The 24207-nt window shown below is 72.0% G+C and carries 20 protein-coding genes and 1 pseudogene; 8 read left to right on the top strand and 13 right to left on the bottom strand.

Translation table 11 applies throughout. From position 1 onward, the window contains the following. The first annotated feature begins 52 nt into the window (after positions 1-52). Positions 53-1990: a S9 family peptidase gene (locus tag BMW99_RS25435; RefSeq protein ID WP_069463376.1), complete on the top strand. Its 1938-nt coding sequence runs from the start codon at positions 53-55 to the stop codon at positions 1988-1990. A gap of 70 nt (positions 1991-2060) precedes the next feature. Here BMW99_RS25435 and BMW99_RS25430 read toward each other — a convergent pair whose 3' ends face one another. Continuing rightward, positions 2061-2453, bottom strand: coding sequence for a winged helix-turn-helix transcriptional regulator (locus BMW99_RS25430; protein WP_107451552.1), 393 nt, complete (start codon positions 2451-2453; stop codon positions 2061-2063). A gap of 153 nt (positions 2454-2606) precedes the next feature. On the opposite strand from BMW99_RS25430, the gene BMW99_RS25425 reads away from it, so the two are divergent. Both BMW99_RS25425 and BMW99_RS25420 read left to right on the top strand, forming a co-directional pair. Then, positions 2607-3470 (top strand): SDR family oxidoreductase, encoded by an 864-nt coding sequence (locus BMW99_RS25425; protein ID WP_069463374.1) that lies wholly within the window; start codon positions 2607-2609, stop codon positions 3468-3470. Between the two features lie 163 nt (positions 3471-3633). Then, on the top strand, positions 3634-4299 hold the full coding sequence (locus BMW99_RS25420; protein WP_069463373.1) for a Type 1 glutamine amidotransferase-like domain-containing protein: 666 nt from the start codon (positions 3634-3636) through the stop codon (positions 4297-4299). Between the two features lie 158 nt (positions 4300-4457). Here BMW99_RS25420 and BMW99_RS25415 read toward each other — a convergent pair whose 3' ends face one another. Then, positions 4458-5231, bottom strand: a complete 774-nt coding sequence (locus BMW99_RS25415) for a class I SAM-dependent methyltransferase (protein ID WP_069463372.1) — start codon at positions 5229-5231, stop codon at positions 4458-4460. Positions 5232-5586: 355 nt separating this feature from the next. Between BMW99_RS25415 and BMW99_RS25410 the strand changes: the two genes are divergently transcribed. The 4 genes and pseudogenes from BMW99_RS25410 to BMW99_RS43145 form a co-directional block, all read left to right on the top strand. Continuing rightward, positions 5587-6324: a flavodoxin family protein gene (locus tag BMW99_RS25410; RefSeq protein WP_069463371.1), complete on the top strand. Its 738-nt coding sequence runs from the start codon at positions 5587-5589 to the stop codon at positions 6322-6324. A 220-nt stretch (positions 6325-6544) separates the two neighbouring features. Beyond that, positions 6545-7228, top strand: a complete 684-nt coding sequence (locus tag BMW99_RS25405; protein ID WP_069463370.1) for an NADPH-dependent F420 reductase — start codon at positions 6545-6547, stop codon at positions 7226-7228. Between the two features lie 396 nt (positions 7229-7624). Beyond that, positions 7625-9409, top strand: a complete 1785-nt coding sequence (locus tag BMW99_RS25400) for a SpoIIE family protein phosphatase (RefSeq protein ID WP_107451550.1) — start codon at positions 7625-7627, stop codon at positions 9407-9409. A gap of 147 nt (positions 9410-9556) precedes the next feature. Then, positions 9557-9698, top strand: a pseudogene (locus BMW99_RS43145) (IS5/IS1182 family transposase); the annotation flags it as partial. 65 nt (positions 9699-9763) lie between these two features. Here the strand turns inward: BMW99_RS43145 and BMW99_RS25395 are convergent. From BMW99_RS25395 to BMW99_RS25370, 6 genes are all read right to left on the bottom strand, one after another. Next, on the bottom strand, positions 9764-11395 hold the full coding sequence (locus tag BMW99_RS25395) for a YncE family protein (protein ID WP_141726112.1): 1632 nt from the start codon (positions 11393-11395) through the stop codon (positions 9764-9766). 181 nt (positions 11396-11576) lie between these two features. Next, positions 11577-12314, bottom strand: coding sequence for a response regulator transcription factor (locus BMW99_RS25390; RefSeq protein WP_075017611.1), 738 nt, complete (start codon positions 12312-12314; stop codon positions 11577-11579). A gap of 20 nt (positions 12315-12334) precedes the next feature. Then, on the bottom strand, positions 12335-14989 hold the full coding sequence (locus tag BMW99_RS25385) for an ABC transporter permease (RefSeq protein WP_075017610.1): 2655 nt from the start codon (positions 14987-14989) through the stop codon (positions 12335-12337). Then, on the bottom strand, positions 14986-15681 hold the full coding sequence (locus BMW99_RS25380; RefSeq protein WP_075017609.1) for an ABC transporter ATP-binding protein: 696 nt from the start codon (positions 15679-15681) through the stop codon (positions 14986-14988). Before BMW99_RS25380 ends, BMW99_RS25385 begins: the two co-directional genes overlap by 4 nt. Next, complete coding sequence (locus tag BMW99_RS25375) at positions 15668-16366, bottom strand: ABC transporter ATP-binding protein (protein ID WP_069465061.1); 699 nt, start codon at positions 16364-16366, stop codon at positions 15668-15670. Before BMW99_RS25375 ends, BMW99_RS25380 begins: the two co-directional genes overlap by 14 nt. Then, complete coding sequence (locus BMW99_RS25370) at positions 16363-17034, bottom strand: hypothetical protein (RefSeq protein WP_069465062.1); 672 nt, start codon at positions 17032-17034, stop codon at positions 16363-16365. Before BMW99_RS25370 ends, BMW99_RS25375 begins: the two co-directional genes overlap by 4 nt. Before the next feature lie 114 nt (positions 17035-17148). Here BMW99_RS25370 and BMW99_RS25365 point away from each other — a divergent pair, with 114 nt between their 5' ends. Continuing rightward, positions 17149-18438: a sensor histidine kinase gene (locus BMW99_RS25365; protein ID WP_069465063.1), complete on the top strand. Its 1290-nt coding sequence runs from the start codon at positions 17149-17151 to the stop codon at positions 18436-18438. Here BMW99_RS25365 and BMW99_RS25360 read toward each other — a convergent pair. The 5 genes from BMW99_RS25360 to BMW99_RS25340 form a co-directional block, all read right to left on the bottom strand. After that, positions 18340-19806 carry a sensor histidine kinase gene (locus tag BMW99_RS25360; RefSeq protein WP_069465064.1) on the bottom strand — a complete coding sequence of 489 codons (1467 nt, stop codon included), beginning with the start codon at positions 19804-19806 and terminating at the stop codon, positions 18340-18342. The genes BMW99_RS25365 and BMW99_RS25360 overlap by 99 nt on opposite strands. Further along, positions 19803-20480 (bottom strand): response regulator transcription factor, encoded by a 678-nt coding sequence (locus BMW99_RS25355; RefSeq protein ID WP_069465065.1) that lies wholly within the window; start codon positions 20478-20480, stop codon positions 19803-19805. Before BMW99_RS25355 ends, BMW99_RS25360 begins: the two co-directional genes overlap by 4 nt. A 49-nt stretch (positions 20481-20529) precedes the next feature. Then, positions 20530-22692: an MMPL family transporter gene (locus tag BMW99_RS25350; RefSeq protein ID WP_069465066.1), complete on the bottom strand. Its 2163-nt coding sequence runs from the start codon at positions 22690-22692 to the stop codon at positions 20530-20532. Positions 22693-22898: 206 nt separating this feature from the next. Next, positions 22899-23246 (bottom strand): DUF1707 SHOCT-like domain-containing protein, encoded by a 348-nt coding sequence (locus BMW99_RS25345; RefSeq protein WP_075017608.1) that lies wholly within the window; start codon positions 23244-23246, stop codon positions 22899-22901. 9 nt (positions 23247-23255) lie between these two features. Beyond that, positions 23256-23819: an ArsR/SmtB family transcription factor gene (locus BMW99_RS25340; RefSeq protein ID WP_079138657.1), complete on the bottom strand. Its 564-nt coding sequence runs from the start codon at positions 23817-23819 to the stop codon at positions 23256-23258. Positions 23820-24207 lie beyond the last annotated feature (388 nt).

The following is a 24207-nucleotide window of genomic DNA, read 5'->3' as shown; positions in this document are numbered from 1 at the left end:
GATGTGCGGGTGTCCTGGGTCGGGGTCGCGGAATGGGTGGTGGGCGTGTCATATGAGTGAGGGCGTAGTGGAGTTGACGGCGGAACTCCTCGTGGACAGCGCCGAGCCGCGATGCCCGGTGATCTCCCCGGACGGCGCCTGGGTCGCCTATGTGGTGGCCTCGGCCGGTCGGGGTCCGGACCCGGTCAGCGCACTGTGGGTCGCCGCCGCCGATGGGGGCTCACCTCCGCGTGAGGCGGCCCGCGGTACGGCGTGCGAGGGTGTTCCGAGGTGGGCGCCGGACTCGGCGTCGCTCTTCTTCCGGTCCGACGGGCAACTGCACCGCGTCGGACTCGACGGCAGCCGGTGCGAGGCCCTGACGGCCTGGCGGGGCGGGATCGTGGACCACTGGCCGCTCGCGGGCGGCGAGCTGGTCGCCGTGATCGCCGCGGATGAGCCGAGCGAGCAGGACGAGCGGCGGCAGGCCGCGCGCGACGACGCGATCGTATGGGGAGCGGGGGCCGCCCCCGGCCGGTTGCGCCTCCTGCACCTGGGTACGCGCGAGCTGCGGGTGCTGGCGGAGCTCGGCGACCGGCACGTCGTCGAGGTGGTCCAGCGACCGGACGGTGGCCCCCTGGCGGTCGTCAGCTGGTCCTGCCCGCAGTTCGATCCCGGCGTGTTCACCGCCGAGTTGCACGTGATCGATCCCGCGACCGGGGCGCTCCTCGATCTGGGTCGGACGGGGCTGCTGGCGAACTCACCGATCTGGTGGAGCGTCCGCGATGTCTGGCGGGTGGCCTACCTGGCGGTGACCCCTCCTGGTCTGGTCGGCGGACTCGCCGTCTTCGACGTCGCCCTGCCCGAACCGGGTGCCGCTCCGGAGGAGCATCGCAACCTGACCGCGGGCATGGACGTCTGCCCGACCGAGCTGGTGCAGGTCGGGAACGGGACACCGTTGGCGCTGTTCGCCGACGGACTCGACACCGCGATCTACCGGCTCGACCCCGAAGTCCGGCGCTTCGTGCGGGTGTTCACGCGCGACGGCCGGGTCGATGCGCTGACCGCCAGCAGTTCGGGTGAGGCCGTCGCCGCGCTGGCGAGCACGGCCTACGAGCCGGGGGACGTGCACTGCGGGCCTCCCGGCGGTCCGCTGGTCCGGCTCAGCGACACCGGACCGGATCTGCGCCGGGTCAGATGGGGCACCCAGGAGCGCCTCTCCTACAAGGCCGGCGACGGCCTGGACCTGGACGGGCTGCTGATCCTGCCGGTCGACAGGAGCCGGCAGGACGGCCCGTTCCCGCTCATCACCCTGGTGCACGGCGGCCCCTACGACCGGTACCGCGACGACTTGAACACCACGTGGTTCTCGGCCCAGTGGCTTGCGACCGCGGGATACGCGGTCTTCCTGCCCAATCCACGGGGCGGTCAGGGACACGGCCACGCGTTCGCGGCGGCCGTCGCGGGCAGGGTCGGCCTCGAGGAATGGACCGACATCCTCACCGGGATCGACCTGCTGGTCGCCGACGGGGTCGCCGACCCGGACCGGCTCGGAATCGACGGCTGGAGCCACGGCGGCTTCATGGCCGCCTGGGCGGTGGGCCAGACCGACCGGTTCAAGGCCGCGCTGGTGGGCGCCGGGGTCACCGACTGGGGCATGCAGGCAGCCACAGGCGAGGAGGGAGTCCTGGAATCGGGACTCGGCGGCAGCGTCGGCTGGGAGGGGCCCGGCCCGCACCTCCACGACCGGCGCAGCCCGGTCTCGTTCGCCTCGAAGGTCACCACCCCGGTGCTGATCCTGCACGGCCAGGACGACACGAACGTTCCCCTCGGGCAGGCGACGTACTTCCACCGCGCGCTGTGCCGGTTCGGCGTCGCGCACGAGTTCGTCGTCTACCCCCGCGAGGGACACCTGATCATGGAGCGCACCCACCGGATCGACGTACTCCGGCGCACCCGTGCGTGGTTCGGGCGATGGCTCGGTGCCCCGGCTTCGGACGGCGACCCGATCTGACCCAGCGGCCCCGGTCTCGTCGGGGCGGCCGTCCATGACCGGACCGCAGGCCGCCGATCACCCGGTGCGCTCAGTTGCGGTCGTCGTACGCGGCGCGGGCGGTGATGACGTCCTCGACGTGCAGCACGGACCACTCGGTGAGCGCCTTCAGCGGTTCCCGCAGCGTCTGGCCGAGCGCGGTCAGCTCGTACTCCACGTGCGGCGGCACCTCTGGGTAGACGGTCCGGCTGACCAGCCCGTCGCGTTCAAGGGTGCGCAACGTCTGGGTGAGCATCTTCTCGCTCACACCCGCCAGCGCCTGCCGGAGCCGGCCGAACCGGGACGTCCCGTTCCGGCCGAGTTCGCCCAGCACGAGGACCGCCCACTTGCTGCCGATCTGGTCGAGCAGGTCCCGCGACGGGCAGCCGCGCTCGTACGGATCGAATGACGGCATGGGCCCCGTCACGTTCTCGACAGCAGCCACACGGCTCACCTCGATGCTATCGGTGGGGTAAGTACCCTACCAAGAAGTGGCTACTCCCCAAGAGAGAGTGTGCAGGTCATTCTGTTTTCCATCCCGCCGCGGACGGACCGTGGCAGGCGTGCGAGGCACGCGCGGAAGGAAGGAACGACCATCATGCCGATCGTCGTCACCGGAGCCACCGGCCAGTTGGGCAGACTCACCGTCGAGGCACTGCTGCGGCGCGGGATCCCGGCCGCGGACATCATCGCGACCGGCCGCGACATCGCCAGGGTCAAGGACCTGGCCGACCGAGGCGTCACGGTACGCCGCGTCGACTTCGCGGATACCGGCAGCCTGGCCGAGGCGTTCAGGGGGGCGGACCGGCTGCTGCTGATCTCCGCCTCGGTCCCCGTGGGCGAGCGGGTCGCCCACCACCGCCGCGTCATCGACGCCGCGGCGTCCGCGGGCGTGTCGCTCGTGGCGTACACGAGCACGACGCACGCGGACACGGCCACCACCGTCATCGGCGCCACGCACGGCGAGACCGAGGAGTATCTGCGGGACCGCGGAATCCCCAGCGTGCTCCTGCGCAACGGCTGGTACCTGGAGAACTACACCAGCCAGCTGCCGCAGATCCTGCGGAACGGCGCGGTCGTCGGCGCCGCGGGCGAGGGCCGGATCAGCGCCGCGTCCCGCGCCGACTACGCCGAGGCCGCGGCGGTCGTCCTCACCACCGAAGGCCACACCGGCGCCGTGTACGAGCTCGGCGGCGACGCGTCCTTCACCCTCACCGAGCTCGCCGCCGCGATCTCCGCCGCGGCCGGACGGCAGGTCACCTACGCCGACCTCCCGGTGACCGACTTCGCCCAGGTACTGGCCGCCGCGGGCCTACCCGCCGAGCTGGCGGAGGTCCTCGCCGACGCCGACCTCGGCATGAACCGCGGCGAGATGTACACCGACTCCGGCCACTTGCACCGCCTGATCGGCCGCCCTCCCGTGACCCTGTCCGAGGCACTCGTGGCCGCGCTGGACCACTGAGGTCGTACCGTGATGCGAGCGGGCCGCTCACGTGCGTCCGGTCGTCGGCCCGGTCTCGGCGAGGCGCATCGGACCTTGACGGGGCGTTCGCAATGGTGTTCGGTTTTCGAGGCGAGGACGCGGCGCGCCGCGCCGGGCAGGACACCGACGAAAGGCAGGCACGATGAGGCTCCTCCTCACCTCCGCCGGCATCAAGAACGCCACCCTCCACGACGCCCTCGTGGACCTGCTCGGCAAGCCCCTCGCCGAGGCCGACGCCCTGTGCGTGCCCACCGCGACCCACGCCATGCCGGGTGGGCCCGCGGCGGCCTGGCGGCAGATCAGCGGACGGGCCAGCACGCCCCTGACGGAACTGGGCTGGAAGTCGATGGGGGTGCTGGAGCTCACCGCGCTCCCCAGCGTGGACCCGGAGCTGTGGGTTTCCCACGTCCGGGCCGCGGACGCCCTGCTCGTCGGCGGCGGCGACCCCCTGTATCTGGCGTACTGGATGCGGCAGTCCGGCCTCGCGGACCTGTTCCCCTCCCTCGACGACACCGTCTACGTCGGGGTGAGCGCCGGAAGCATGGTGCTGGGCCCCCGCGTCGGCGAGGAGTTCGTGGAGTGGCGGCCGTCCACGGGCGGCGACGCCACGCTCGGCGTGGTCGACTTCTCGATGTTCCCGCACCTGGACCACGAGGCCCTGCCAGCGAACACCATGGCCGATGCGGAGAAGTGGGCCGCGAGACTGTCGGCACCCGCCTACGCGATCGACGACCAGACCGCGCTCACGGTCGTCGACGGCGCCGTCGAGGTCGTCTCCGAGGGGCACTGGAAGCACTTCGCGCCCTGAGCCCATTGAGCTCCCCGAGTTCCCTGAGCTTCCTAAGCTTCCTAAGCTTCCTAAGCAGCGGCACCGCCGTGGCCTGCCGGCAAACCGCGCCGCACCGGAAGGGTGCGGTGGACCACGGGGCAGCCGGCGGCCCGCTGCTCGGTGGCGTCAGCGCGAGGTCAAGCTGGTGAGGTGCCGCGCCAGAGGTGGGCGCCGGCGGCGAACACGATCGGGTCCATGGTCGACAGCTCTGCTCGTACTCGGGCTTCGAACTCGGTCCGGGCATCCGCCGGAAGGGCGTCGATGAAGGCGCGGGAGCCGTGCGAGAGCCCCCAGTTCCAGAACGTGTCGGCATCGCGGACGGGAAGACGCTGCTCGATGGCGCTCTCACTGACGCTGGTGAACCCCGCCGTGGCGAGGAACTGCTCCCCGTCCAAGGGCCGACTGAGCCGTCCTTCGCCGACGGGTATCAGGGGCTGGAACTCGCAGAAGAGGGCACCGTAGAACTCCCACTCACGCGCGTCCTCGACCCCGCCGGGGACGGAGAAGGAGAACACCCCACCGGGAGTGAGGACTCGACGGATCTGCTGGGCTGCCGCAGCCGGATCATCGAGCAGGTGGACGACGAATCCCGCACAGACCAGGTCGAAGGAGCCGTCGGGGAAGTCCAGTTGGTGAGCGTCCATCACGCGCGCTTCGTGAACCCGCGGGTGCTGGGTCGAGATCCGCTCGATCATGCCAGGGGCGCAGTCCACCGCTGTCACCTGGCAGCCGCGGGCGAGCGCGGCGGCGGTCAGGGCGCCGCGCCCGGCGCCCAGGTCGAGGACACGGGTCCCACGCACCGGAGCAAGCCACTCCATGTGCTGTTGGCCGAACCCGGTGAAGAACGGCAGTACCTCGTCATATACCGACGCCACCCGGTCGAAGAGGGCGACAGCTCGCGCTGCGGTCATGGCCGGTCATCCTGGCAGAGCGACAGATGGGTCCGCACACCCATTTCGCTACTGGGCGCTCGCTCCGGGGCGGCCGGCACGCCTGCTCCGTCGCAGTTCGGGTGGCGGACCATGTCGGGCCGCTCCCGCCGACAACCTGGCGACGGTCTCGCAGCCGAGCTGGGGGACGCCCAACCACGGCCCGCCGCAGCACCGTTCGACAGGCCCGGCACATTGGCGCGAGCTGGGCGGCGCCGCACGCGGCCACCCGGGTGAATGTCGGACTTCGCGCCGCGTGACCGAGGCGGACGGCGCGCGCCCGTCACCCAGGATGACCGGAGGTCCGTCCGCGCTCCGACTCTTCAAGGGAGATCCCGTGTCGACCACGCCCGCCGGCTCCGACGCCCCACCGGCCCGCTACAGCGACCTGCGAGCTCTGTACTTCAACTGCACGCTCAAGAGGGGGCCCGAGCGCAGCCACACCCAGGGCCTGATCGACCGCAGCGCCGGCATCATGCGCGAACAGGGCGTCACCGTCGACGTCGTCCGGGCCGTCGACCTGGACATCGCCACCGGTGTCTGGCCGGACATGACCGAACACGGCTGGCCCAGCGACGCCTGGCCCGCGCTGTTCGAGCAGGTCATGGCGGCGGACATCCTGGTCGTGGCCGGCCCCATCTGGCTCGGCGACAACGGCTCGGTCACCAAACGCGTGATCGAACGCCTCTACGCCTGTTCCAGTCTCCTGAACGACGCCGGCCAGTACGCCTACTACGGGCGGGTCGGCGGCTGCCTGATCACCGGCAACGAGGACGGCATCAAGCACTGCGCCATGAACGTCCTGTACAGCCTCCAGCACCTCGGATACGTCATCCCGCCGCAGGCCGACGCCGGATGGATCGGTGCGGCCGGTCCGGGACCCTCTTACCTCGACCCCGACTCGGGCGGCCCCGACAACGAATTCACCAACCGCAACACCACCTTCATGACCTGGAACCTCCTCCACCTGGCCCGCATGCTCAAGGACGCCGGCGGAATCCCGGCCTACGGCAATCAGCGCACGACGTGGGACGCCGGCTGTCACCGGGACGCCGAGAACCCCGAGCACCGCTGACGGTCCCCTTCGCCACGGGCCGTTGAACCCCTGGTACCGGGTGCGCCGGCGCCGCGTCGCCGCACCCCGGACCGGGGCGCCGGGCTCGTCGCCGAGCCGGCCCCGCGGTTCACGACGCCCGCCCGGCAGCGGCCGGGTCCCCTCCCCGTCCGGGCGACTCGGGATCACCCGGACGGCGGCACCGCGGAACAGATCGCAGGTCGGCGAAGTTGCGACCAGCATGGCAACTCTTGGACTCATCGGCAGTGGATCCATCGGCGGCACCCTGGCCCGGCTCGCGGTCGACGCGGGCCTGGACGTGGTGCTCAGCAACTCGCGCGGACCGGAGACGCTGGCCGACCTCGTCGCAGAGCTCGGGCCCCGGGCCCGTGCGGCCTCGCCGGCGGAGGCGGCGGCCGCAGGCGACTGGGTGGTCGTGACGATCCCGGTGAAGGCGTACCACCAGGTTCCGGTCGAGCCACTGGTCGGCAAGACCGTCCTCGACACCGGCAACTACTACCCCGCCCGCGACGGGCAGATCGCCGAGCTCGACTCCAAGGAGAAGACGGACAGCGAACTGCTCCAGGGCCACCTGGCCGGAGCGCACGTGGTGAAGGTGTTCAACAACATCTTCTTCAAGCACCTCGCGGCCCTGCCCCGTCCCGCCGGCGCCGCCGACCGCACCGCCCTCCCGATCGCCGGCGACGACCAGGACGCCAAGCGCAAGGCCACCGAACTCCTCGACATCCTCGGCTACGACGCGGTGGACGCAGGCCCGCTCGCCGAGGGCTGGCGCTTCCAGCCGGGCACCCCCGTCTACGGCCCGCCGTACGCACAGGACCCCACCCAGCCGATCTTCGACCAGCCCGCCGGCCCGGCGTCCGCCGCGGAGATCACCACGCTCCTGGCGGCGGCAACCCGCTGACCGAGGCCCGTCACCCGGCCGCCGCAGCCGCCGAACAGCGGCGGCCGGGTGACCCTCCGCTCTTCCGGCCAACGCCTCCTGAGCACACGCCACGCTCGGCCTCGCGTCGGCGCGGCTCACCGGCTGACCGGCTGACCGGCTGACCGGCTGACCGACGAACCCTCAGCTGACGGAAGCGACTGCCGGACAGGAAGGGTCGCGGACGCTGCCCGAACCGACCGACGTGGCCGATGTCCTGCGTTATCGTTGCCGGACATTCAAGGTATTTGACGTCACCGGCGTCAGCTTCGGGAGCGCACAGTGGCGGGTTCAGCCGATGGGCCCGAATCGGAGCGGGCACACGGGCGGCTCGGGGCGCTGCGGGAGACGGGACTGTCCGCGGCGGCGGACGCGGGGATGGACCGGTTCGCTCGCCTGGTGGCCGCGGTGCTGGGCGTTCCGGTGGCGTTGGTGTCGCTGGTGGAGTCCTCCCGGCAGGTCTATCCGGGCATGGTCGGCCTGGGCGAGCCCTGGGCGGAGCGGCGTCAGACTCCGCTGACGCATTCGCTGTGCCGGCACGTCGTGGCGTCCGGCCGGCCGCTGGTGCTGGCGGAGGCGCGGGAGGACACGCTCACCTGCGACAGTCTGGCCATCCCTGATCTCGGTGTGGTCGGTTACGCGGGGATGCCGCTGACCGACGGCGACGGGCACGTGCTGGGGTCGCTGTGTGCGATCGACACCCGACGCCGGCACTGGACGGACCGGGAGCTGGGCCTGCTCCAGGATCTGGCGGCGGCGTGCAGCGCCGAGTTGCGGCTGCGGATCGCCTCGCGCCATCGGGAGGCCGTCGCCTCCGACATGGCCGAGGCCCGGGCCCGCGCGGACGACACGGCGGCACGGTATCGCACCGCTCTGGACCGCTCACAGTTGCTGCTGCGGGCGGCGGACGCGCTGGCCGACACCACCGGTTTGGTCGAGGTGCGTCAAGGGGTGCAGGACCTGGTCACGGGCGACCTCAAGCCGAGCTACATCGGGCTGGTCCTGGCCGAGGGCGACCGGCTGCGCAGGATCGTGACCACCACGGAGCACATCGACGTCGAGCACGTCTACGAGCGGTACGGGCTGGACGACGCATGGCCGACGGCGCGGGCCGCGCGGGAGAACCGGACTGTCACCGTCCAGGGTGATGCGGACCTGGCCCGGAACTACTCTCCCGAGGCGCTGGCCGCCTTCCGCAGGTTGGGACTTCACACCGCGGTGTGCGTGCCGCTGCCGGGCGCTCTCGCCCCTTTGGGTGTGCTCGTCCTGGGCTGGGACCAGCCACACGAGATCGACGTCGTGGAGCAGGCGCTGCTGGCGTCCCTGGCCGGCTACACCGCCCGGGCCATCGAGCGGGCCCTGTTCGTCGACAACCGGGTGAAAGTAGCCCGGCAGATGCAGGAGGCGATGCTCACCGACCTCCCCGTCGTCCCGGGCCTGGAGCTGGCAGCGCTGTACCGGCCGGCCGCGCAGGGCGACCTGGTGGGCGGCGACTGGTACGACGCGTACCTGCTGCCCGCACCGGTGCGTCAGGGCGAGGGCGCCGCCACCGCCGGCACCGTGGCGATCTCGGTGGGGGACATCACCGGTCACGACATGCACGCCGCCACCCTCATGGGACAGGCCCGCAGCATGCTCAGGCAGGCCGACATCGACCTGGCCGGCCAGACACCCGCACGCGTGGTGAGCGCCTTCGAACGCGCCAACACCCATCTGGGCGTGGACGCCAGCGGTTCCCTCGTCCACGCACACCTGCGTCCCTGCCCCGGAACTGATCAGCGGGCCTGGGAGCTGACCTGGACCAACGCCGGCCACCCCCCTCCCTTGATGGTCACGCCCGAAGGTGCCGTGCACCGCCTGGACCAGCACGACGTCCTCGTCCATCCCCGGCTGGGCACCATGCCGCGCACCGAACACCGGCAGGTCCTGCCGCCGGGCAGCATGGTCCTGCTCTACACCGACGGCCTGGTCGAGCACCGCGGAACCGACCTCGACCACGGCATCGACGAAGCCGGCCGCGCCCTCGCCGAGCACACGCACACTCCGCTGCCCGCCCTGCTGGAAGTGCTCGCCGACCATGTCGGCGGCCCCGACCCGCGGGACGACATCGCCATGCTGGCCCTGCGCGTCCCCCACCCCCCGGACACCACCCGCAACGAGTAGGGCGGCCGGACCAGGGAGCGCAGCCGGACCGAGGCGGGAACCTTCGTCGCGCCCAGCGCCATGACCGTCGACCAACTCCTCGACGTGCTGTGGGAGCGGATCGAGCCGCTGCTGCCGCGGCGGGAGAGCCGATTCCGGTATCCGGGTCGCATCGACGTTACCCAGCTCATGCCGCTGATCGACGCGATCCCAGTCATTCGCGGTCGGCGCGGGCGCCCACGGTCGACCAGAGGCGCTTCCGTCCGGTGGCGGCCGCGGTCTCGAGCACCGCGCCCGGGCCCGGGCCCGCCCGAGCTGGACGGGAAACCCCAGCTCGGACGAGGCCGGAGCCATCGCCTGCGGTGCACGAGTTCGTCAGGCGACCACCTGCACCGTTTGTGAGACGGAGCTGCCGTTGTACGCGTCGTCACCGGAGAAGGTGACGGTGTAGACGGCGGGACCCGCCACTACGGGGACGTCCGCGATCTGGAAGGTACCGTCGGCGGCTACCGTGCGCCGACCGATGAGCGCCGGGACCGGGCCGCTGCCGTCTTGGCGGGTGACGGTCACGATCGCGCCCGCGGGGATCGACTGCACCGCGCTGAGTCTGCCGTCCATCTTCAGCTTCCTGCCGACCTTCGCCCGGTCCTCGAACGCGAGGTACAGCGTGGTGTCCGCCTTCGTGTCCGCCGTGACGGTCAGTGACGTCGACGCCTGCGCAGGCTGGTGCCCCGCGTCGCCGTCGTAGGAGACCTGGTAGGACACCGCGCCCCCGGCGGTGACTGCGTCGGTGAAGGAGAACGTGCCGTCGGGGGCCACGATCGCGTCCGGCAGCGCCAGCCCTCCGAGATCCGCGGCGTCGGTGCGCGTGACGTGCACGCTCTGCCCGGCGGCGAAGGGCGCCACCGACGTCAGCGAACCCTGCACGGTGAAGGGGGTTCCCGAGGTGGCTCCGGACGGGGCCGTGAGGTCCATCGCGGTGTCGCCCCGTTCGGGGCCGTAGAAGACGTTGAGGACCGGGTCGATTTCGCCCTGAGTGGTAGTGCCCCCGGAAGCCGCGTACAGCCGGGTGCCGTCCGTGGACCACGCGAGACCGCTTCCGTTGACCGGCGGAGCGTACGTCCGCCGCGGCCCGGACTCGCCGGGCACCAGCACGGACACCCCGGCCGAGGGCACGGACCAGTAACTGAAGCTTCCGACCGCGACGGTGCCGTCATCGGCGACCGCCACCGCCGACGCGGGGTCGCTCACGGTCAGCGGCGGGCCGTCGGGCTGCAGATCGGAGAGGCGGTAGTACTGCACCGAGGTTCCCAAGGGGATCACGACGTCCTTGCCGTCGGCGGTGACGGCGGCGTCGTAGAGGAGCGTGCTGAAGTTCTCGTTCTCCTCCTTCAGCACCGGGGTGGAGGTGGTGACGTCGAAGACGCCGAGCCCGCCGTTGCCGCCGTCACCGGTGACGACGAGCTTGTTCGGGTCCGCGGGATCGGCCAGGACGTTGGGAGCCCCGGCCGTCCAGAGCCCCTCCCACTCCCGGCTCACCGTCGGAGTCTGCGCCCGCACGTCCACCGAACCGATACCCGAGTCGGCCGGGCTGTAGATCTCCCGGTAGCTGAACCACAGACGGCCGCCCGCGAACGCCAGACGCTCGGGGGCGACGTCCGTCTGGTACAGCGCGGTCTGCTGGAGCGTCGTGGTGCTGACCGCCGAGATCGTACCCTGTTCGGCGTGGGCGATGTACAGGGTGCGGCTGTCGGGCGACAGGGCCATCCCGGTGGCGCTGGGCTGGTTGTCGATCGTGCCGACCGGGTTGCCGTCCAGGTCGAAGACCTCGACGTACGGTTTCTGGCCCTCGGTGCTGAGGTAGACGTGCTGGTTCGTCTCGTCCAGCAGGATGCGCGGTGACGGCGTGGCCGTGTCCGCCACTGCCTGCGTCGCCGGCAGCACGGTCAGTGCGGCTCCCGCCAGCACTCCAGCGGACAGGGCAAGCGTGATCTTCTTCAATCGCATGGAACCCCCCAGAAAGTTGACGTGCGGGCACGTCGACGGAGCTTCGACCGATTCCGTCGATCTCCGCGCCCCCCAAGCCGCGCTTCCCCAAGCGCGGCCGCACGCACTGTAGTTGACGGTTCATCAGCGATCAAGAGCGGCGGAACACGAGGTCGGCCGGACCGCGTGGGGGGCTTCCTTGTCAGTCCGGGGGCGGTTCGAGCCGGTAGCCGTGCCCGCGGAGGGTGGCGATGTGCGGCAGGCGGGGCTGCTCCGGGTTCGTTTCCGCTGCCTCCAGGCGCCGACGCAGGGCGGCCATCGTGACGTCGAGGGTTTTGGTCGGTCCGAACCAGTTCGCGTCCCACACCTGCGCCATCAGCTCCTCGCGGGAGACCGCGATGCCGGGCTGCCCGGCGAGCGCCGCCAGCAGTTCGAATTCTTTGGGGCGCAGGGCGACTTCACGGCCGGCCGCCAGGCAGCGGCGTGCGGCGGGGTCCACGGTGAGATCGCCCACCTGGATCGGCCGGCGCGTGGTGTGGGCGTCGGCCGGCCTGCGGCGGAGGTGGGCTCGCAGGCGGGCGAGCAGCACGCTCAGGCTGAAGGGCTTGACGAGGTAGTCGTCGGCCCCGGCGTCGAGGCCGGCGATGACGTCGATCTCGTCGCTGCGCGCCGTGAGGATGACGATCAGCAGGTCGGGGTGGTCGGCCCGCAACTGCCGGGCGACATCCATCCCGTCGATGTCCGGGAGCCCCAGGTCCAGCAGGACCGCGTCGTGGCGACGGTGTGCGGCCTCGGCCAGGCCGTTGGCCCCGGTGCGGGACCAGTTCGCCGCGTAGCCGTTTCCCCGCAGCCCGGTATGGAGATGGCGGCCGATCACCTCGTCGTCCTCGATGACCAGGACGCTGGTGACGGCCGGGCCGTAGGGGCTGTGCGCTGGCATGCCAGGAAGCGTACGTGCACTCACAGTTCGCGCAGCTCCTCGACGGGTGGACGGGTGGAGCCGCGAGCGCTGCCCAGCGTCGCGAAGACGATGGCCGCAAGAGCGACGCCGCCGGTCAGGGCGAGGTAGGCCCAGGGCACGGCGACGGCTTCGGGCGGCGGGTCGAAGACACCGGTGAGCACCTTCACCAGCATCTGCGAAAGCGCCCAGCCGATCACCGCGCCGCCGAGCAGGCCGCCGGCCGCCGTCACGGCGGCCTCGCTGTGCATCAGCCCGCGCACCTGGCGCCTGCTGGCGCCGAGGACCGTGGCGATCGCGAAGGTGCGCCTCCGCTCGGCGAGTCCGAGGACCAGCACGATGCCGCCGGCACCGGCGGCGAGCAGGACCGCGAAGAACAGCTCGATGCGGGTCAGCCCGGCCAGGTCGACGGAGGTCAGGCTGGAGCCCACCGCGTTGCGGGTGCGGGTGATGTCGGTGACCGTCGCCGCGGTGCCGAGCTGGGCCCGCACGCGGTCCCCCACCTGCTTCTGGTGGGTGCCGCCGGTGTCGAGGAGAAAGGCGCCGACCGCGGCACTGCCGGTCGACGCGGCGACGTAGGCCGCGTTGGCGACGAGGAAGCTGTCCTTGGGGGCGGTGGGGAACTCCTTGACGACGCCGGCGAAGTGGAACGGGACGGTGCGCAGGGCCCTGGTGCGGGCGTCCTGCAGCCGCAGGTTGATCAGGTCGCCCGTGTTCAGTTGGAAGTCGTGGACGGTCTCGGCGCTCACCAGGAGCGAGTCGGGCCGTGCCTGCAGGGCCGCCATCAGGTCGTGGGCGGTGCCGCCGGCGAAGTACGCGTCCTGGAGCGCGCTGACGGACCCGACGCTGGTGGGCCGCACCCCGTACAGGTCCTGCAGGTCGGACCCGACGTACGCGAACCGGTGCTGGAGCGGCTCGACATGACGCACTCCGGCAACGGTTGCCAGCGCGGGCGCGGCCTCGGGGCCGGCCGCGGCACCTGGCGGCTCGGTCACCGTGACGTCCGCGCCATTGGACAACTGGGCATCGGCCTCGGCCTGTTGCCGGTAGGTGGCGTTGAACGCGGCGGTCGAGACGGCGAAGGACAGTGCGAGGGCGAACAGCACGACGGAACGGGCCAACGGACGGTGCCGGCGGGTGATGCCGGCCGCCGCGGTACCGGCGAGCGTGCCGCTCAGCGGACGGGCGAGGCGGGTCAACAGGCCCCTGCCGTGGCGGAGGGCGAACGCGGTCACGCGCCACAGGACGAGGGCCGAGCCGAGCCACAGCAGCGCCGGGCCCAGGAACGCCCAGTACGACACGGAGATGCCGGCGACGCCTTCGGGGGCGAGGACCAGCGCGTAGTTGTTGCCGCTGGAGGCGCGGAAGACCAGCAGCGACGCGGCGAGCATCACGATGTCCAGGCCGCGGCGCATCCACAGGGGCGAGCGGTCGCGGCGGCCGACGCTGCGGCGTGCCTGGGCGACGGTTGCCGCCCTGAGATCGCGCACTGCGGGTACCAGGACGACCAGCAGCGCCACGCAGAGGCCGAGGGCGAAGGCGGTGCCGGACCACAGGGCAGCCGAGGGGGCCGTCGCTCCGAACGAGGCCGTACCGAACGCGGTGCGCCCGGCGAGCGCGGCCAGGCCGAGGCCGAGCAGCCCGCCGGCGGTGCCGACGAGCAGGGCCTCCAGCGCGGCCAGCGTGCCGACCTTGCGCGGCGGCAGGCCGCGGGTGCGCAGCAGGGTCTGCTCGCCCCGTCGCCGGTCCGCGCCGGCGCCTGCCACGGCGGCGGTGAGCAGGGCGGCGAGAATCACGCCGGGGGCGCCGAGGAAGAGAAAGAGGATCTGCGCGTACAGGGCGTCCTCACGGGCCGAGCCGAGTGCCGCGCCGAGGTTGTCGCCCACCGTCGCGCCGCCGGCGCTGCGGACTTCGAGGTTGTGGGCGGCACCGGTGACCACGGTGTAGGCGGCTGCCGGGTCCGAGGGCAGCCGGGCGTTGCGGGCCACGTGGATCTGTGTGGTGACCGTGGTCGGTCCGGCAGCCTTGGTCAGCCGGGTGAAGGCGGCCGTCGGGAGCAGGATCACATTGTCGGGGGGCGCGCTGGGCTGGGTCCGGGCTGGTGCTCCGATCTTCTGGAACAGGGAGTCGGCCTGGGGCAGGTCGACGATTCCGTCGACCTTCACCCGGGCGGTGGGTGCCCCGGGCAGGGCGATGGTGACGGTGTCGCCGGGCGCGGCGTGAAGGTTGGCCGCGGTCTGCTGCGCGAGTTCGACACCTCCGGGAGTGCCGGTCAGTTGGCGGATCTCCTGCGGGAAGGCGGAGCTGTATCCGTCGGGCATGCCGAGGGCCACGCCGGGTCCGGTGTTCTGCAGGGAGCCGCCGGCCTGTGCCTGGAACCCGGAGGTGCGGGCGAAGCCGACCGGCAGGGCGGCCTTGACGCCGGGTGAGGTGCGTACGGTGTGCAGCACCGTTGCCGGGTCGGCGCCTGATTGGACCTCCACCTGCCAGTCGACGGCTGTCGATCGGGCGGCCCGCGCGGTCATGGTCGACTTCGACGCGGTCAGGAACGCGCCGAGGGCGGCCGCGAGGGCGACCGCGAGCGCGATGCCGAGGGCGGTGGCCGCGAGCCGTCCGGAGCGCCGCCGGATCAGGCCCGCGGCCCAAGTGATGATCATGACTGTGGTCCTCGGGTGCCGTGGGGTGCCAGGAGCCGTCCTTCGTGCATCTCCCGCCGGACGGCGAGACGTTGGGCGACGGCGGGGTCGTGCGTAGACAGGACGAGTGCCGCGCCGAGCATGTCGACGGCGCTGAGCAGGACGTCGACGACGTGGTCGGCGGTGGCGCGGTCGAGTTGTCCGGTCGGCTCGTCCGCGAGGACGAGCCGGGGGGCCTGGGTGAGCACACGGGCGATCGCTACGCGCTGGGCCTGTCCGCCGGACAGTTCCTCGGGCAGGCGTCGTGCCAGGCCGGCGATGCCCAGGTCGTGCAGACTGGCGTGCGCGCGCTGGTGCGCCCGGCCTTCGGGCATGCCGGCCAGGACCAGCGGCAGGGCCGTGTTCTCGACCACGTCGAGTGCCGGGATCAGGCTGGGGCCCTGGAACACGACGCCGATCTGCCGGGTGGGTGCCGGCTGCGCGGGCGGGGTGGGGAGGGCGGGCCAGGACACCTGTCCGCCGCTGGGGCGTTCCAGTCCGGCCAGCAGGTGCAGCAATGTGGATTTCCCCGATCCGGAGGGGCCGACGACGGCGGTGCGGTCGCCCGCCCTGACCTGGAGGGTGGCGCCGTGCACGGCGACCACGGTGGTGGGGCCACGACCGTAGGTGCGGGCCGCGTCGCGGGCGTCGACGAGGACGTCAGCGCTCGTCATCGAGGATCCTTCCGTCGTGCAGGCTGATCACCCGGTCGGCGATCCGCAGGGCCTGCCGGCTGTGGGTCACCAGCAGCACGCCACGCGAGGTGTCGCAGTGGGCCCGCAGCAGGTCGAGGATCCTGCGTTCGGTCGAGCCGTCGAGTTCACCGGTGGGTTCGTCGGCCAAGAGGACGTCGGGGGCGTTGGCGAGGGCCACGGCCAGCCCGGCGCGGGCCAGTTCGCCCCCGGAGAGGTGCCGGGGCAGGGCGCGGGCGCGGTGTGCCAGACCGGTACGGTCCAGCAGTTCGGTCATGGGCTGGGTGCTCCTGCCGCGCGCGGCACTGCGGGCGAGGCGGATGTTGTCGCGGACGCTGAGGTGCGCGATGAGGTTGCCGGACTGCGTCACGACCCCGATGCGCCGGGCCCGCAGGCGGGCCCGTTCGCTTTCGGGGCGGTGGCTGAGGCGTTCGCCGGCGATGTGGACGGTGCCTCCTGCGGGCTCGTCAAGGCCGGCCAGGCAGGCGAGCAGGGTGGACTTGCCCGATCCGGAGGGTCCGATGACGGCGACGGTCTCGCCGCGCGCGACGTGCACACTGACGCCACGCAGGGCGAGGGTCTCCTCCTCGCCGGCTCGGAAGAACCGGTAGAGGTCCCGTGCGTCGAGGGCGTGGCCTCCCGTGGAGGCGGCGGTGGTCTCGGTCATCGCCAGGCGAGGGAGTCGGTCACGATCCGCCAGGGGTCGACGTTGTCGGCTCCTACGGGACCGGACAAGGTGAGGTCGACCTCGCGGCCCGCTTGGTGGAACGCGTAGCGTTCGAAGGCGTCGTTGACGACCTTGCCCGTGACGGGGTCGGCCGCCGCGTCGCCACGGTAGGTCAGCAGGACGGCCTGCCCCGCCTCGCGGGTGATTGCGGAGACCTTCGGCGAGGTGAAGTTCGCGACGGCCTGCCGCAGTTGGGGAACCACGGTCGCGGTCACATTGCTCGGCGTCGGCGCCGCGCCGACGGAACGGGCCTCGATCCGGATGCGGTTGAGCTTGTCGGTGAACGTCGTCACCGCTCCGGCGTCGGTGCGGGCCCATCCCTCGGGGACCTTGACGGTGAAGCCGCCGCCCGCGGGGCTGAAGGCCACATAGGCCTGGTTGTCCGGGATGTCGCCGGCCGGGTTGGACTCGGCGGCCGGTGGAGCGGACGCGCTCGTCGGGGAGTCGGCGGTAGCGCTCGTCGCGGAGGCGGTCGCAGCGGTCGCGCTGGTGCTGCTGGTGTTACTGGTGGCGTGTGTCGAGCCGCCCGAGGAGCCGCAGCCGGCCGTCATCACCGCGGCGAGGACGAACCCGGCTGAGGTCAGGAGGAGTTCGCGTGGCGTGGTCATACCGCAGACGCTAGGAACCCGCCGGTTAGCGCCAGGACCAGCGTGGGTGAGACGACGGTAAAACCTGGGGCCGGCCGGTGGGGGCCGGTCGCGCGGCGCCCGCATGATGGGTCCATGAGACAGCGTGTGGCGCGCGTGGCCGTGGCGGCCGTCCTGCTGGCGCTCGTCCTGCTGGCGCTGCCGCTGGCCGTGGTGATCCGGTCCGCCGCCTTCGACGACGAGCGGGGCAGGCTGGAGCGTGACGCCCTGGCCGCCGCGGTACGCGTGGGCCCGGAGTTCTCCGCCGGCGACCCGGTGGAACTGCCCGCTCCCCCGGGCGGCACGCAGGTGGGCGTGTACGACGCGGGCTTGCGCCTGCAGGCGGGGGCCGGCCCGCGCACCGGGGACGCGGCGACACGGCGGGCCGCCTCGCGGGCCGCCGTCAGCGAGCACACCGGCGGGCACATCGTGGTGGCCGTCCCCGTGTCGAGCAACGAGCAGGTCATCGGCGTCGTGCGGGCAGCCGACGACGCCGGGAACGTGTGGTCCCGCGTGCTGGCGGCCTGGGCGCTCCTGTCAGGGGTGTCCGCGTTCGCCCTCGCGGTCGCGATCCTCGTCGCCCGGCGGCAGGCCCGCGCACTGTCTGCGCCGTTGGAGAACCTCGCCTCGGTCTGCCAGGACATCGCCGACGGCGACCTGACCGCCCGCGCGGCGAGCAGCCACATAGCCGAGATCGACCAGGTGGCCCGCACCCAGAACGCCATGGTCGCCGAGCTGGCACGTCTCCTGCGACACGAGCGGCACTTCACCGCGAACGCGTCCCACCAGTTGCGGACACCGCTGGCCGGACTGCAACTCGGCCTGGAGACCGCGCTCACCACGCCGGACGTCGACCTGCGCGCGGCGGTCGAGGAAGCCCTGGCCCGGAGCGGACACCTGCACCACACGATCGACGAAGTCCTGCGCCTGGCCAAGGCGGAGAACGATGCCGGAAAGGGCGCCGGCGCCACCCGGCCGGCCGCGGTCCTGCTCGATCGCGTCGAGACCCGCTGGCACGGCGTCTTCGCCCAGGAGCAGCGCCGCCTCGCCATACGTCTCGTCCCCGGCGTGGAGGACCTGCCGCTGCCCGACCGTGCCGTCGGCCAGGTCCTCGACGTGCTGCTGGACAACGCCCGCGTTCACGGCAGCGGGCGCGTGGACGTGACCGTGCGGGAGGCCAGTGGCGCGCTCGCGTTCGACGTGGCCGACGAGGGCCGGATGACCTTCCCGCCGGCCGGACTGTTCGACCGGGGGGCGACGACCGGGGAGGGCGCCGGAATCGGCCTGTCACTGGCCCGGGACCTGGCCGAGGCCTCCGGCGGCAGGCTCTCCCTGGCCAGCTCCTCCCCCACCGTTTTCACGCTGCTGCTGCCCTGCGACGGGTGAACACGGCAACGTGACCACGGCCAGCGCCCCGCCGCCCGTCGCCCGGTCGAGCATGACCGTCCCGCCGTGTTGCGTCGCGATCGCCCTGGCGATGGACAGCCCCAGCCCGCTCGAACCGCCGTCGCGGCTACGGCTGGTGTCCAGGCGCACGAATCGGTCGAAGACGCGCTCGCGGTCCTCTTCGGGGACTCCGGGTCCGTCGTCCTCGATCTCGATCCGCACCCGGTCGTCCGGGGTCTCGGTGATGCGGATGACGACGCGGTGGCGGGCATACCGGACGGCGTTGCCGAGGACGTTGCGCAGGAGGCGGCTGAGGTCGTCCGGAGCACCGATGACCACCGCTGTGCTTGATGCGGGCTCCACGGTGATGGCGATCCCGAAGTCCGGTGTGCTCGTGCGTGCGTCGTCGACCAGTTCGCCGAGGACCACGGGAAGCCGCCGGGCAGGCTGCCGGTCGTCGCCCCGGGCGAGGGCCAGCAGTTCCTCGGCCAGCGTTTCCAGACGTTGTGACTGGCGCACGGCCCGCCGGGCGATGTCCGGCCAGGGGGCGACGTGCTCGTGGGCGAGGCCGACCTCCAGCGTCGTACGGATCACCGCCAGCGGGCTGCGCAGTTCGTGTGAGGCATCGGCGACGAACCTGCGCTGACGCGCGGCGGAGTCCTCGAGCCGGCGGAGCATGTCGTTCATCGTGCGGGCCAGGTCGCCCACCTCGTCGTGAGTGCCGGGGTCGGGAACGCGTCGTGCCAGGTCCGCTGCGCTGATGGCGGTCACGGTGCGGCGGATGCCCTCCACCGGCCGCAGCGCGCGGCCGACCACGAGCCAGACGGTGCTGCAGGCCAGCAGGAGGATGCCGGGCACGCCGACCAGGAGCAGGCGGGCGAAGGTCTCGTTGATCTGGCTGAGGAGTTCGGTGCTGGTGACGGCGATGATCGTCACGCTCGCGCCGTGCACGACCACTCGCGTCCCGATGGCGCGGGCCTCGCCGCTGACCGCGGCGTCCGCCGCCGGCTGCCGCAGCGGGGCGGCGGCGCCGGCGGGCAGGGTGTAGACCGGGCCCTTTCCGGCCAGCGGCGGTGTCGACGCGAGGACGGTGCCGTCGGAGGCGATCACCTGGGCCTGCGCGTCGGCGTCGAGGGCGGACCCGCGGAGCGGGTGGGGCCACGTGCCGCCCTGCCCGGACTGCGCGACCTGCGCGGCGTAGGTCCGCAGCTGGTCGTCGACGGTCCGCTGGGCGGACCCCGTCTGCAGCAGGTAGAGGATCACCAGGCCCAGGGTCACGGCGATCGTCAGGGCGAGCCCCGCGACGGCGGTGACCCTGGTGCGCACCGTGCGCAGCCCGATCCGGCGGCCGGTGCGCGGGCCGTTCACGGGAGGTCCTCTCGGACCACGTAGCCGCCGCCGCGGACCGTCTCGATCACGGGCGGTCCGCCGGGCGTCTCGATCTTCCGCCGCAGTCGGTGCACGTGCACCTCGACCACGGACGGCCCTCCGTCGAAGTTGACGTCCCAGCAGCGCTCCAGCAGCTCGGACTTGGACACCACGCGGCCCTTGCGGCGCAGCAGATGTTCGAGCACGGACACCTCCCGAGGGGTCAGGCCCAGGTCTCGCCCGTCGCGGGTCACGGTGCGGCCGGCGGGGTCCAGCACGAGGCCGGCGGCCGCGAGGACCGCCGGCCGTGCTCCGAGGCCGCGGCGGGTCAGGGACCGCAGGTGCGCCAGCAGCACCGGGTAGGAGAACGGTTTGGCCAGGTAGCCGTCCGCGCCGCTGTCCAACCCTTCGGCGTGGTCCAGGTCCTGGTCCATGGCGGTGAGCATCAGAATCGGCATCCACAGTCCCTGGCCTCGCAGGGTGCGGCAGACCTCGTACCCGTCCATGGCCGGAAGCATGACGTCCAGGATGATCACGTCGGGCGTGGTCTCGCGGGCCTTCCACAGCCCGTCCACCCCGTTGTCCGCCACGTCCACCACGTAGCCCTCCGCCTTGAGACCCCACGACAGGGACGCGGCGAGGTCGCGGTCGTCCTCGATCATCAACACGCGCATCCGTTCAGCATCCTCCTGCGCCCTGCGGGTTCCTCAGCCGCTCAGCCGCTCAGCCGCCCACCCGTGCCCGGACCGGTGCGGGCATCTCACCCTCGCCGGTCGAGCGGGCGACCCGCAGCAGCCGCGCGAGGGCGGCCGGCAGCCACCAGTTCCAGTCGCCCATGATCGCCACCAGGGCCGGCACCAGCAGGGTCCGTACGATGACGGCGTCGACGAAGATCCCGACGCCCAGCCCCGTGGCGATCATCTCCACGACCACGTCGGGGGCGCTGGACAGGGACGCGAACGAGATCGCGAGGATCACCGCGGCGCACGTGACCAGCCGGCCGGTCCGGGCGAGGGCGCCCACGATCGCCTGCCGGGTGGAACCAGTGCGGTCGTACTCCTCGCGCATCCGGGCGAGGATGAACACCTCGTAGTCCATGGACAGCCCGAACAGGAACGCGAAGGTGATGATCGGGATCCAGTTGCGGATCGACCCCGTCGCCGCCACCCCGTAGACGGCATGCGAGCCGAACCCGTGCTGCCAGAACAGCACGAGGAACCCGAACGAGGCGCCGAGCGAGACCAGGTTGACCACCACCGCCTTGACGGCCAGCGTCAGCGACCGGAACTCGCGTGCCAGCAGGAGCAGGGCGAGCAGCGAGATCACTGCCAGCATCAGGGGGAAGTTGCCGTACACGGCCCGGTTGAAGTCGACGTTCTGAGCGGTGTTCCCGCCGACCTCCACCCCTCCGGGGACGCCCGCGAGCGCGGCGCGTACGCGCGCCACGGTGGCCCTGCCCGCCGCCGTGCTGCCCTCGTCTTCGGGGATGGCGGTGATCAGCGCGTCGCCGCCGCTGCGGAACGCCGGAGTCGACGGGGCGAGGACGGCGTGGATGCCCGGCGTCCGGCGGGTGATCCGCACGACGTCCCGCACGGCGCTCGGGCCACCGTGAGAAAGGATCTGTACCGGGAAGACCACCGCGCTGGGCACTCCCTGCCTCTCCAGGCCGTGCAGGGTCGCAGCGGCCCGGCTCTGGCCGCCAAGGGAGTCCGCCCGCGGCTGACCGGTGTTCATGAACAGGGCCGGGACCGCCAGGCACACCACGACGAGCAGGCCGAGGCAGCCGGCCGCCCAGCGGTGCCGCACGATGGCACGTGCCCACCTCTCCCATCCGGCGCTGTACGTCGTCGATCCCTTGCGGACGCGGTGCTTGTCCAGTGCCGGTCCCCACGCCGCGAGGATCACGGGCAGCAGCGTGACCGCGGAGGCGATGGCCACCAGCGGGATGAGCATGCCGCCGACACCGACGCTGCGCAGGAACGGAACCGGGAGGATGACCAGCGACAGCAGTCCCGCCGCGACCGTCAGTCCGCTGAGCACCACCGCGCGTCCGGCCGTCGGGCCGGCCGCCAGGATCGCTTCTTCGTTGCTGCGCCCCGCTTCGCGTTCCTCGCGCCAGCGGGTGACGAGCAGCAGTGAGTAGTCGACGGCCACGCCGAGGCCCATCACGGCGACCAGGTACTCCACCAGGAAGCTGACGTCCATGGCGTAGGTGACACCCAGGATGAGCAGGAACGTCGTCAGGATCGCGGGAACGGCGATCAGGAGCGGCACGACGGCCAGGGCCGAGCCGTAGACGAACAGCAGCACCGCCAGCGCCCCGGCGGCTCCGATGAGCGTCTCCACCAGAACGCTGGGGCCGCCGCCCGAGCCCGCGCTGGTGGACTGGATCTGCTCGAAACCCGTCACCGAGACGGTGACGCCCGCGGGCGCCGCGGCCTTGAGGGCGGGCTCGATGCGGTCCATCACCCCCGCTCCGGGCGGGGTGTCGGGATTGGGCATGTCGAACACCGCCCACGTGGTCCGTTTGTCGGCGGACACCAGCGCGGTGTCATGAGTGTTCGCCCAGTCCGCCACGGCCAGGTGGCCGGCCTTGCCGGCGGCCGCGAAGGTGCGGGCGGCCATCGCCTGGCCGGCTGCGGTGTCCATGCCCCGGCCTGCGGGAAGCGTGAGGACCCCGAGCGTCGGCTGCTCGTTGCCATCGATGCCGAAGCGCTGGAGCAGGTGGTGGTTGGCGTCGTAGCCCGCGGTGGCCGGGGTGGCGAAGGAGTGCGAGAGGCGACCGGTGGCGTGGCCCACCGTCAGACCTCCCAGCACGGTCAGCGCCAGCCAGGCCAGGACGACGAACAGCTTGTTCTTCAGGCAGAGTCGGGTGATGGCGTTCACGGCATGAGTCCCCAGACGGCAGATTCGGTGTCTGCGGGAAGTCTCGGGACGCGGTGCTTACAGAACGCTTTCACCAGTGGCGCGCGGGCAATCCGCCCCACCCCCTGCCAGGCCCCAAAGCGCCGCTTGCCACCACACCATCCCCTGACGGTGGCGACTTGAGCCTGCCCACGGCAGGCGATGTCATTTCGCGGCGAGTGTGGACGTCACCTGGCGCTGGCCCGCGTGGTCAATCGGCGTGCCGCGCGTTGGCGGATGAGCCAGTAGACGAGCGCCGCAGGTGGCGAGACACACAGCAGGACGATCAGCAGGCGGGAGTCGATCACAGGACTGGGTGGCGCAGGTTGTTGCGCCTCGCCCGGCAGGTCCGCCAGGAGGGCACGGAGTTGCTCGCGGGTGCGCGCTTCGTAGGCCGCGACCACGCGTTCCTCGAGTTCGGGAAGTGTCAGGCGGCCGACTGCGTAGTGGTGTTGGAGTTGCGCCTCAACCTGGTGGCGTTCGGCGTCCGAGGCTCGTAACGCAGGGCCGGTCGCGTGCTCCTCGCTGTCATTCATGGCGGCCTCTCAGACGGGGGCGTCCGGGCATGGGCGGTCCTGCAGGTCGACGACCGCGACGACCACCCGCGTCCAGACCCCTGGGGCGTCGCCGTCGCCGAATCGGGTGGCGAGCTGGTCGATGTGACCGCGCAGCTCGGCGAGTGCCTCGTCGGTCAGTCGCAGCGCACCACGATGCAGGGCGATCTCCCGGTGGCCTCCGGTGTGCTTGGACCGGTAGGCAGCGTTGATGTCGGCCCGGGTGGCGTCCAGCATCGAGCCGAGAAACTCCGCCATCTCCTCCGGGTTCGCGGTGTCGCCGGGGGGTTCCGTCACCGCGGGGGTATAGACCCGCTCGACCTTGCCGCGGGCCAGCGGCCGGTATTCGGCGATCTCGATCAGCCCGGCCCGTTCGAGCTGATTGAGGTGGTAGTAGAGCCGGTCGGCGGGAAGATCGACATGGTCGGAGAGTTCGCGTGCGGACTGAGGCATCTCCCACAACGCCTCCAGGAGCCGGATGCGCAGGGGATCGGCGAGCGCCTTGTGCACCCCGCGCCATCGCCGGGTCGATGTACCGGATCCCTGTGTGCTCATCGATCCCCCTTCATTGTACTGATCTCCACTTGCTGGAAAACACTACAACCAATAGGGGGACGCGGCCAGTTGGCGTTTCTGATACGGAGTCAGGCGGGAGGTGTCCGTCCCGAACGGGCCCGGTGCGATGCATGGGCGGCGGCCGCGCCAGCCGGCCGGGGCGTGCTGGGTTTGTGCCGTGAACGGGAGTGAACCGGCGTGCGGAGCGGGCCTGTTCCAGCGCTGTCTCTCGTGATCGCCGAGCTCCAGCAGGCGGTGGCGGACCAGGCCCCGCGCCCGGGACGAGCTGCGCAGCCACACGGCTCGCACTCCGCCGGAAAAGCAGGGCGGTTACAGGCAGTTCAAGGCTTTGTCACGCCACATCCCTACGTTGTGATCAGTTCCACCG

The organism is Actinacidiphila rubida (genome assembly GCF_900110255.1).
GTDB classification, from domain to species: domain Bacteria; phylum Actinomycetota; class Actinomycetes; order Streptomycetales; family Streptomycetaceae; genus Actinacidiphila; species Actinacidiphila rubida.
Note: the sequence above shows the minus strand (reverse complement) of the source record. Positions and strands in the feature narration are given on the sequence as shown.

Coding starts and splice junctions, on each gene's coding strand:
- BMW99_RS25435 (WP_069463376.1), top strand. CDS start 53: ATGAGTGAGGGCGTAGTGGAGTTGACGGCGGAACTCCTCGTGGACAGC.
- BMW99_RS25425 (WP_069463374.1), top strand. CDS start 2,607: ATGCCGATCGTCGTCACCGGAGCCACCGGCCAGTTGGGCAGACTCACC.
- BMW99_RS25420 (WP_069463373.1), top strand. CDS start 3,634: ATGAGGCTCCTCCTCACCTCCGCCGGCATCAAGAACGCCACCCTCCAC.
- BMW99_RS25415 (WP_069463372.1), bottom strand. CDS start 5,231: ATGACCGCAGCGCGAGCTGTCGCCCTCTTCGACCGGGTGGCGTCGGTA.
- BMW99_RS25405 (WP_069463370.1), top strand. CDS start 6,545: ATGGCAACTCTTGGACTCATCGGCAGTGGATCCATCGGCGGCACCCTG.
- BMW99_RS25400 (WP_107451550.1), top strand. CDS start 7,625: ATGGACCGGTTCGCTCGCCTGGTGGCCGCGGTGCTGGGCGTTCCGGTG.
- BMW99_RS25395 (WP_141726112.1), bottom strand. CDS start 11,395: ATGCGATTGAAGAAGATCACGCTTGCCCTGTCCGCTGGAGTGCTGGCG.
- BMW99_RS25390 (WP_075017611.1), bottom strand. CDS start 12,314: ATGCCAGCGCACAGCCCCTACGGCCCGGCCGTCACCAGCGTCCTGGTC.
- BMW99_RS25385 (WP_075017610.1), bottom strand. CDS start 14,989: ATGATCATCACTTGGGCCGCGGGCCTGATCCGGCGGCGCTCCGGACGG.
- BMW99_RS25380 (WP_075017609.1), bottom strand. CDS start 15,681: ATGACGAGCGCTGACGTCCTCGTCGACGCCCGCGACGCGGCCCGCACC.
- BMW99_RS25375 (WP_069465061.1), bottom strand. CDS start 16,366: ATGACCGAGACCACCGCCGCCTCCACGGGAGGCCACGCCCTCGACGCA.
- BMW99_RS25370 (WP_069465062.1), bottom strand. CDS start 17,034: ATGACCACGCCACGCGAACTCCTCCTGACCTCAGCCGGGTTCGTCCTC.
- BMW99_RS25365 (WP_069465063.1), top strand. CDS start 17,149: ATGAGACAGCGTGTGGCGCGCGTGGCCGTGGCGGCCGTCCTGCTGGCG.
- BMW99_RS25355 (WP_069465065.1), bottom strand. CDS start 20,480: ATGCGCGTGTTGATGATCGAGGACGACCGCGACCTCGCCGCGTCCCTG.
- BMW99_RS25345 (WP_075017608.1), bottom strand. CDS start 23,246: ATGAATGACAGCGAGGAGCACGCGACCGGCCCTGCGTTACGAGCCTCG.
- BMW99_RS25340 (WP_079138657.1), bottom strand. CDS start 23,819: ATGAGCACACAGGGATCCGGTACATCGACCCGGCGATGGCGCGGGGTG.